This window comes from Massilia aurea (genome assembly GCF_040790145.1).
GTDB lineage: Bacteria > Pseudomonadota > Gammaproteobacteria > Burkholderiales > Burkholderiaceae_D > Telluria > Telluria aurea_C.
Genome location: NZ_JBFMMP010000035.1, coordinates 1 through 7,805, shown reverse-complemented (window position 1 = coordinate 7,805; position 7,805 = coordinate 1). Strand labels below are relative to the sequence as shown.

General features: G+C 67.3%; 5 protein-coding genes. 3 read left to right on the top strand and 2 right to left on the bottom strand.

The window, feature by feature from the left end:
* Window positions 1-124: 124 nt before the first annotated feature.
* Window positions 125-2,407, bottom strand: a complete 2,283-nt coding sequence (locus AB2N08_RS22800; protein WP_367613189.1) for an ATP-binding protein — start codon at window positions 2,405-2,407, stop codon at window positions 125-127.
* A gap of 264 nt (window positions 2,408-2,671) precedes the next feature.
* Between AB2N08_RS22800 and ribA the strand changes: the two genes are divergently transcribed.
* The 3 genes from ribA (at window position 2,672) to AB2N08_RS22785 (ending at window position 5,853) form a co-directional block, all read left to right on the top strand.
* Entirely contained in the window at window positions 2,672-3,358 is a 687-nt protein-coding gene (gene ribA, locus AB2N08_RS22795; RefSeq protein ID WP_367613188.1) for a GTP cyclohydrolase II, read from the top strand.
* 63 nt (window positions 3,359-3,421) lie between these two features.
* On the top strand, window positions 3,422-4,882 hold the full coding sequence (locus AB2N08_RS22790; protein ID WP_367613187.1) for a S1 family peptidase: 1,461 nt from the start codon (window positions 3,422-3,424) through the stop codon (window positions 4,880-4,882).
* Window positions 4,879-5,853 (top strand): FHA domain-containing protein, encoded by a 975-nt coding sequence (locus tag AB2N08_RS22785; RefSeq protein WP_367613186.1) that lies wholly within the window; start codon window positions 4,879-4,881, stop codon window positions 5,851-5,853. Before AB2N08_RS22790 ends, AB2N08_RS22785 begins: the two co-directional genes overlap by 4 nt.
* A 9-nt stretch (window positions 5,854-5,862) precedes the next feature.
* On the opposite strand, the gene AB2N08_RS22780 is transcribed toward AB2N08_RS22785, so the two are convergent.
* Window positions 5,863-7,527, bottom strand: a complete 1,665-nt coding sequence (locus AB2N08_RS22780) for a hybrid sensor histidine kinase/response regulator (protein ID WP_367613185.1) — start codon at window positions 7,525-7,527, stop codon at window positions 5,863-5,865.
* Window positions 7,528-7,805: the final 278 nt, after the last annotated feature.

Here is a 7,805-nt window from a genome sequence, read left to right as displayed (position 1 = left end):
CGAGGTTAACCCTCGTAAACCAATGCCTGCAACCCCTACTTCCTAAGTCAAGCAAATTATTCCGGACAGCAGTGCGCAGAGGCGGGAACGACGGTCTTCAGGTTAGCGGTGGAAAACCCTCACCTCATGCCAGCGGCAACTCCACTGTAAACCGGGTCCCCGCCCCGGCCCGGGTTTCAAACCCGACCGTGCCGCCATGCTCTTCGATGATCGCCTTGCTGATGCTCAGGCCCAGGCCCGAGCCGCTGCGCTGGCGCGAGTCGGCGGCGTCGGCTTGCGCGAAGCGTTCGAACACGCGGCTCTGGAACGCCGGTGGAATGCCGGGGCCTTCATCGGTCACGCTCAGACGCGCCCAGCCCGGACGCTGCCCCAGGCCGAGCGTGACGGCCTTGCCGCCCGGCGTGAACTTGATCGCGTTGGACACCAGGTTGGTCAACACCTGCACCATGCGGTCGTGGTCGATTTCGGCCTGGACGCGCTCGGCGCCCGGTGGCAGGTCGAGCCGCAGCGTGACGCCCGCCTGGCGCGCCTGTCCGTCCATCGCATCGACCACATGCTGCATCAGCGGCGCGAGCAACTGGGCGGTGCGCTGGTATTCCATATGGCCCGCTTCGATTTTCTGGATGTCGAGCAGGTCGTTCACCATCCGCATCAGCCGATCGCAGCTCTGGCTGGCAATGGCGATCAGCCTGGCCACGTCGGGCGGCAGGTTGCCGGCCATGCCGCCGTCAAGCATCGACAGCGAGGCATGGATCGACGTGAGCGGCGTGCGCAGTTCGTGCGAGACGGTCGAGACGAATTCGTTCTTCATGCGCTCGACCTTCTTGCGCTCGGAGATATCGTGCAGGAAGATCGAGAAGAACGCATCCTCGCCTTCGCCTGCCAGCGTCACCGTACTTTCGACCGTGAACTCGAAGCCCTGGCGGTTGATCACGGTGCGCTCCATGCGCCGGGCCAGCATGAACTGGCCGTCCTGGCGGAACGCCTGCAGCGCCTTGCCGATGCTGGAGCGATAGCGCTCGGGCAGGATCATTTCGGCCAGCGGCCAGCCCACGGCATCGTGCCGGGTCCAGCCGAACATGCGCTCGGCGGCCGGATTCCAGTCGACGATCATGCCACGCAGGTCGACTGCGATGAAGGCGTCCTGCGCCGCCTCGACGATGGCGATGATGCGTCCCTCGCTGGCGCGCACCGCCACCAGCGCCCGCTCCAGTTCGCGCGTGCGACGGTCGACCCGCTCTTCGAGCGTGTCGTTCAGGGTCTGCAGTTCGGCGCGGCGCTGCACCAGTGCCGCCACCAGCGCATTGAGCGCGCCCGACAACTGGCGCACCTCGGTGTAGCTGCGCCCGGCCGGCACCAGTTCTTGCGTATCGCCACGGCGCAGGCGGTCGGCCGAACTGGCCAGCGCCGCCAGCGGGCGCGTGATGCGGCGCGCCAGCAGCCAGCCGCCCAGCGAGAACAGCAGCGCCAGCACGCCGCCGCTCCACAGGGCGCGCTCGCGCAACTCGCGCACCGGCGCGTAGGCATCCTGGATATCCTGGCGCACCAGCACGTGCCAGCCCAGGCCGGGGTAATCGCCCACCGCCCTGGTCGACGCGTAACCAACCAGGTAGTCGCGCCCATCCGGCCAGTGCTCGACCGCATACCCGGTGCGCCCTTCGCGCGCCGCGTTCAGGCTGCCCAGTTTGACGGTCGTGTCCAGCAAATCTTCGGGGCCGAGCAGCACGACGCCTTCGGCGCTGACGATCAGCGCCTGCACCTTGTTGCGGGTCTGCACCGGCGCGATGATCGAGCGCTCGACCTCGCGCGCCCACTCCCACGACAGGTGCGTGCCCATGACGCCGGCCGGCCGGCCGTCGGCGCCAAGGAACGGAAACGCGACGTCGACGAAGCGGCGCGGTTCGCCTTCCTGCACCGGCAGCAGCTTGGCCAGCAGCACCGCCTCGTGCACGTCGCCCACATAGGTACCCGTCAGCGCATTGGTGAACCACGGACGCTTGGCGACATTTTTCCCTTCAAGCAGGCCGCGTGCTTCGACCAGCACGGTGCCATCGAGCGCGGCCAGGCCGATCCATTCGTAGTAACCGTAGGTGGACTGCATGTCGGCCAGGATGCGGCGCCGCTCGTCCTGGCTCGTCGCCGGCGAAATCAGATCATTGCGGCGCGCCATCAGGCGCACTTCGCGGAAGCGCTCGTACATGCCGCGATCGAGCTTGTCGGCGGTCTGCATCGCCATCTCGCCCAGCCCTGCGCCGATGCTGCTCTTGACCTGTGCCGTCGACGAGCGTTCGACGACTTCGACCAGCAGCAGCGTGAGAACGGCGCTCATCAAGGTGAACGCCAGAGCGAGCCATGCACCGAGGCCACGTGGCGTCAGACGGTGCAACAAGGATTGGAAAGTCAGCATGAATAACCTGAGCGTATCGATTTTACGAGCGTATCATGCGAGTAGTACTCCAGGGCAATACTACTCTTGGTTATCGACTGATAGTTATGCGAAAAATCCCGTTGGCTACCCAGCCTGCTTGAAATCTGTTGCGAACACGCATTGTCAAATGCCTCCGGCGAGTATCGACGCCTGCCCGGAGGCCGGGGGATTCCGCACGGCCACGCCGGATTTCCGATAAACTTGCGCCCTACAAGTATATCGTCATCGATTGGAATCACCGTCATGCAAGCCGCCGCCACCATTCCTGCCAACGTTTCGCCTGCCCTGCTCGACTACGCCACCTCGTGCGCGCTGCCGACACCGTGGGCCGAGTTCACGCTGCACGCCTGGGTCGAGGCGGCCACCGGCAAGGAACACCTGGCGATGGCGCTGGGTGACCTCGGTAGCGGCGAGCCGGTGCTGGCGCGCGTGCATTCCGAATGCCTCACCGGCGACGTGATGTTTTCGCAGCGCTGCGATTGCGGCGCCCAGCTCGAAGGCGCGCTGCGCCGCATCGCCGAGGAAGGCCGCGGCATCGTGCTGTACCTGCGCCAGGAAGGCCGCGGCATCGGGCTGGTCAACAAGATCCGCGCCTACCGCCTGCAGGAAGCCGGCGCCGACACGGTGGAAGCCAATCTGCAGCTGGGCTTTCACGCCGACGCCCGCAACTATGAATTGTGCCGGCCGATGCTGGCGCAGTTCGGCATCGGGGCGGTGCGCCTGATGACCAACAATCCGCGCAAGATCGACGCCCTCACCCGACTGGGCATCACCGTCACCGAGCGCGTGCCGCTGCTGGTCAACCGCAATGCCCACAACAACAGCTACCTCAATACCAAGCAGGCCAAGCTCGGCCACATGATGGCGCCCCTGACCTCTCTCGAGCAGGGCGAGCCGGTGGCCCCGGCAGCGCCAGCCCCGATTGCGTAGCGCGCGCAGCGCCTGCCACGCAGATGGCAAGATAGCGTCTTTCTCCTGCTTCCTGGTGACCGCATGACCCGGGCCTGCCTTGCACGCTTATCTGCCTTCCTGCTGACTTGCCTGGCGCTGGCTGCGTCACTGGACGCGTTCGCGCCGCCGGCCGCCGCGCAGACAGGCAGCAGAGCTGCCGTGCGCACGGCGCTGCCGGCGCCGGCGCCGGTCGCAGCGCCCGTGCCGCAAATCGCCGTCGACACGCCGCCGGCCGCCACGCCGACCGAGCTGATTCCCGGCGAGGCCGACACGCAGGACGCCCTGCCCCAGCCCTCGTCGGCCGCGCAAGACTTGTACGAATCGGCGCGCGGCGACCTGCTGCAGATCCGCATGCTGCTCAAGAATGGCCGCACCCAGTCCACGGTCGGCTCGGGCTTTTTGGTCGGCACCAGCAATCTGGCGCTGACCAATTACCACGTGGTCTCGCAGATGGCGCTCGACCCGGCCATCTACACGGCCGAATACATCGACACCGACGGCAATACCGGCCCGGTCGAACTGCTGGCGGTCGATGTCTTGCACGACCTGGCCGTGGTCCGCATCAACCGCAACGGTAGCGGCTTTTTCAAGGTGCCCGAGCAAAAAGTAAAACTGCGCCAGGGCCAACCCCTGTACTCGCTCGGCAATCCGCTCGACCTGGGCTTCGCGATTTCGGAAGGCGCCTATAACGGCGTGCTCACGCGCAGCTTCTACGACCGCCTGATCTTCAGTGGTCCGATCAACTCGGGCATGAGCGGCGGCCCGAGCGTGACCGCCAGTGGCACGGTGGCCGGCATCAACGTCTCGCGCCGGCGCGACGGCGAATCGGTCAGTTTCCTGGTGCCGGTGATGTATGCCCAGGAGCTGCTGCGCAAGGTGGCGGAGCAGGCCGCGCCGCCAGCGGACTTCAATCCCCTGATCGGCAAGCAGCTGCTGGCGCACCAGGGCGGCATGGTCGACCGGTTGCTCGAGGAACCACTGACGCTCAAGGGCATGGGGCCGTATCTGGTGCCGGTGCGGGAGTCGGGCCAGGTGCGCTGCTGGGGGCGCTCGAACACGCGCGGCGCGGCGTATGCGGTCGACGCGATGAGTTGCGTGATGCAGTCGGCGGTATTCGTCTCGGACGTGCAGCAGACCGGTAATGTCTCGATGACGCACCGTTATATCCGCTCGGGAACGATGGACCCGATGCGCTTTGCCACGCTGGCCAGCGATATTTTCCAGGTCGACAACCTGGGCAGCACGGGCGACCCACGCCTGACCAAGCCGTTCTGCACCGAGCGCTTCGTGCACACCCGCACGCTGCCGCTGCGCGCCGTGACCTGCGTGCGCGCTTACCGCAAGTTCGAGGGACTGTACAACTTCACGCTGCTCACTGCCAGCACCGACGCCTCGCAGGCGAGCCTGCAAAGCCGGCTCGATGTATCCGGCGTCTCGTATGACAACGGCATGCGCGTCACGCGTGCCTATCTCGGCGCGTTCGGGCGTTCGGTGCGCCGATGAGCGGCCAACCCGGCAGCCAGATAAGCGGCCCCTGGACCATCGAGACGCTGGCGCGCAACGGCGAAGTGCTGCACCGGCACCGCGTGACCGCGCTGCCGATCCGCCTGGGCCGGGCCTACGACAACGACTTCATCGTCGACGACGAGTACGCGGCGGCCCATCACGCGCGGGTCGACCTGGGCGCCGATGGCCATCTGCTGCTGCGCGACCTCGATACACGCAACGGCATCAATCACAAGGGCCGGCGCGTCAAGGAAGTGCAACTGGGTGGCGACACGATCGTCCGTATGGGGCACACGTCACTGCGCATCCGCAGCGCGGCGCACCCGGTGCCGCCCGAGCTGGTCGACCGCACCATGCACGGCTGGGAAGGCATGCTGCCGGGCGGCGCCGGCATCGTTCTGTCCGTGCTGACCGCGCTGCTGGCGGCCTGGCTGCTCGACACCGGCGGCGACCCCGAACGCTACGCGCTGTATCCGGCGGTGGCGGTCGGCGCCGGCCTGGCCTGGAGCGGCATGTGGGCGTTTTCCAACCGCCTGTTCGGCCGCCGCGCGCGCCTCGGCCGCCACGTGTTCATTTTCGGTTGTGGCTTGAGCGCGCTGGTCGGCGTGCGGCTGCTCGCCAGCGTGGTGGCCTATGCGTGGTCGATCGAATGGCTCACCGGGTATGGCTCGCACGCGATCGTGGTAACGGTGGCGGCGATGATCTACTTCCACCTGGCGACGATCACGCCGCAGTTCCGGCGCCGGCTGCGCCTGTCCTGCGCCGGGATCGCGGTGCTGGCCTCGCTCCTGATCCTGGCGGGGAACATGCAGCGCCATGGCCGCACCGCCGACGAGCTGTACATGCCGGTGCTGCTGCCGCCCGAGCTGCGCGCCAGCCCCGACGTGCCGGTGGCCGAATACATGGGCAGCGTGGGGGCGATGAAGCGCGAGATCGATGCCGAGCGCACTGGCGGCGCGGCCCGGTAAGGCTAAGGCTTAATCGAGCGCCGCCAGCAGCCGGCTCACCGTCTCGGCTGCAATCGGCTTGGTGAAATGCTGGTCGAACCCGGCCTCGCGCGAGCGCGCCTGGTCTTCTTCCGAGCCCCAGCCGGTCACCGCGACGATGGTCATCTGCGCCAGTTCGGGCATGGCGCGCAGGCGCGTGGCCAGTTCGAAGCCGGTCATGCCGGGCATGCCGATATCCAGGAACGCAACGTCGGGCATGAACTCCTGCGCCATGACCAGCGCGTCGCGGCCATTGGTCGCGGTGCGGATGTCGTGCGAGTTCAGTTGCAGCAGCAGCGACAGGCTTTCGGCGGCGTCGGTATTGTCGTCGACCACCAGGATACGGAAGGTGCGGCGCTGCGCCGTGCGGCGGTCTTGCCGCGACGTGTCGTCACCCGCGACAGCCATGCGCGCGCCCAGCGGCAGGCGCACGGTGAACGTGCTGCCAAGCCCGGTGCCGGGGCTCTCGGCGCTGACGCTGCCGCCGTGCAGCGCCACCAGCTGGCGCACCAGCGACAGGCCGATACCGAGCCCGCCCTGCGCCAGGCCCATATTACGGCCGACCTGGTTGAACATCTCGAAGATCGTGTCCTGGTGCTCGAGCGGGATGCCCACGCCGCTGTCGGTCACCGAGACCACCGCCTGCCCGCCGCCAGTGCCGCCGCTGCGCTCCTTGCGCACCGTCAGCCGGATATTGCCGCCGGGCGGCGTGTACTTGGCCGCATTCGTCAGCAGGTTGTTGATCACCTGCGCGATGCGGGTCGGGTCGATGTCAAGCAGCAGCGGCTCTCCCCACATGTCGACGTCGAGCACGTGACGCGCGCCCTGGATCATCGGCATGCTCGTCTCGACCGCGCTGGCTACCACGCGATTCAGGTCGACCAGCTGCTTGCGGATGTCGATCTTGCCGCTGGTGACGCGCGCGACGTCGAGCAGATCGTCGATCAGGTGCGTCATCTGGCGCGTCTGCCGCTCGAGCATTTCGCGCACGCGCTCGATCGTCTCGGGGCTGTCGGCGCGCAGGCGCATGATCTCCAGGCCGGTGCGGATCGGCGCCATCGGGTTGCGCAATTCGTGCGCCAGCACGGCCAGGAATTCGCTGCGGTGGCGGCTGGCCTCGGCCGACTCGTGCGCCTGGCGCTGCAGGGCCGCCTCGACGCGCAGGTGTTCGCCGGCGTCGATCTGGAATGCGGTGTGGAAGTACCCGTGCACCTTGCCGGCAGCGTCGCGCAGCGGCGAGAAGGCGGCGCTGAAACTGCGCGCGCCGGAGGCGGCGATCAGCACCACGTCGTCCAGGTAAGCCGCCGCGCCGGCCAGGGCGCTGTCGACCAGTGGCGCGAGGCGCGGCCAAGCGTCGGGGAGCACATCGGGCAGAGCGTGGCCCAGCGCGGACGGGCCGCCCTCGCCCAGCAGCCGCGCGTAGGCGTCATTGAACAACACCGCCACACGCGTCGGCGCGGCGTTCGATGCCGCCCCGGCCCAGCCGACCAGCGCCGGATGCCGGGCGTCGAGCATCAGCTCGACCGCCACCCGCAGTTCGGGCGGCCAGCCGGACGCCTCGCCCAGTGCGGTTGCCGCCCAATCGTGGCTGCGCACCAGCGCGCGCATGCCCCCATCGTCGGAGGAAATGGATGTAGGTCGGCCCGGATCGCTCATGTCTTTATTGTCGCATGAAGTCCAATTGACAGTAGGCAATTGCGCGACGATGATGCAATTTCGCAGCACTCGCAGCCATCTTGCATAGCGCTTGGCGCTGTTATCGTTAAATAGTGACGAGAGCTGAACCGCTGAGCTGTTACGCAGTCCAACCCCTGTTGCCATCGACAGGAGCGGTCCATGAAAGCGCCTCGTTTCACGGGCTGGTTCGGCAAGCTGCGCTTGTTGAACCAGCCACAGCGCCTGCGGGTGCTCGATGCATTGCACCCGGCAGCCGG

Excerpts from the sequence above, each read along its gene's own strand:
- AB2N08_RS22800 (WP_367613189.1), bottom strand. The coding sequence starts at position 2,407 with ATGCTGACTTTCCAATCCTTGTTGCACCGTCTGACGCCACGTGGCCTC.
- ribA (WP_367613188.1), top strand. The coding sequence starts at position 2,672 with ATGCAAGCCGCCGCCACCATTCCTGCCAACGTTTCGCCTGCCCTGCTC.
- AB2N08_RS22790 (WP_367613187.1), top strand. The coding sequence starts at position 3,422 with ATGACCCGGGCCTGCCTTGCACGCTTATCTGCCTTCCTGCTGACTTGC.
- AB2N08_RS22785 (WP_367613186.1), top strand. The coding sequence starts at position 4,879 with ATGAGCGGCCAACCCGGCAGCCAGATAAGCGGCCCCTGGACCATCGAG.
- AB2N08_RS22780 (WP_367613185.1), bottom strand. The coding sequence starts at position 7,527 with ATGAGCGATCCGGGCCGACCTACATCCATTTCCTCCGACGATGGGGGC.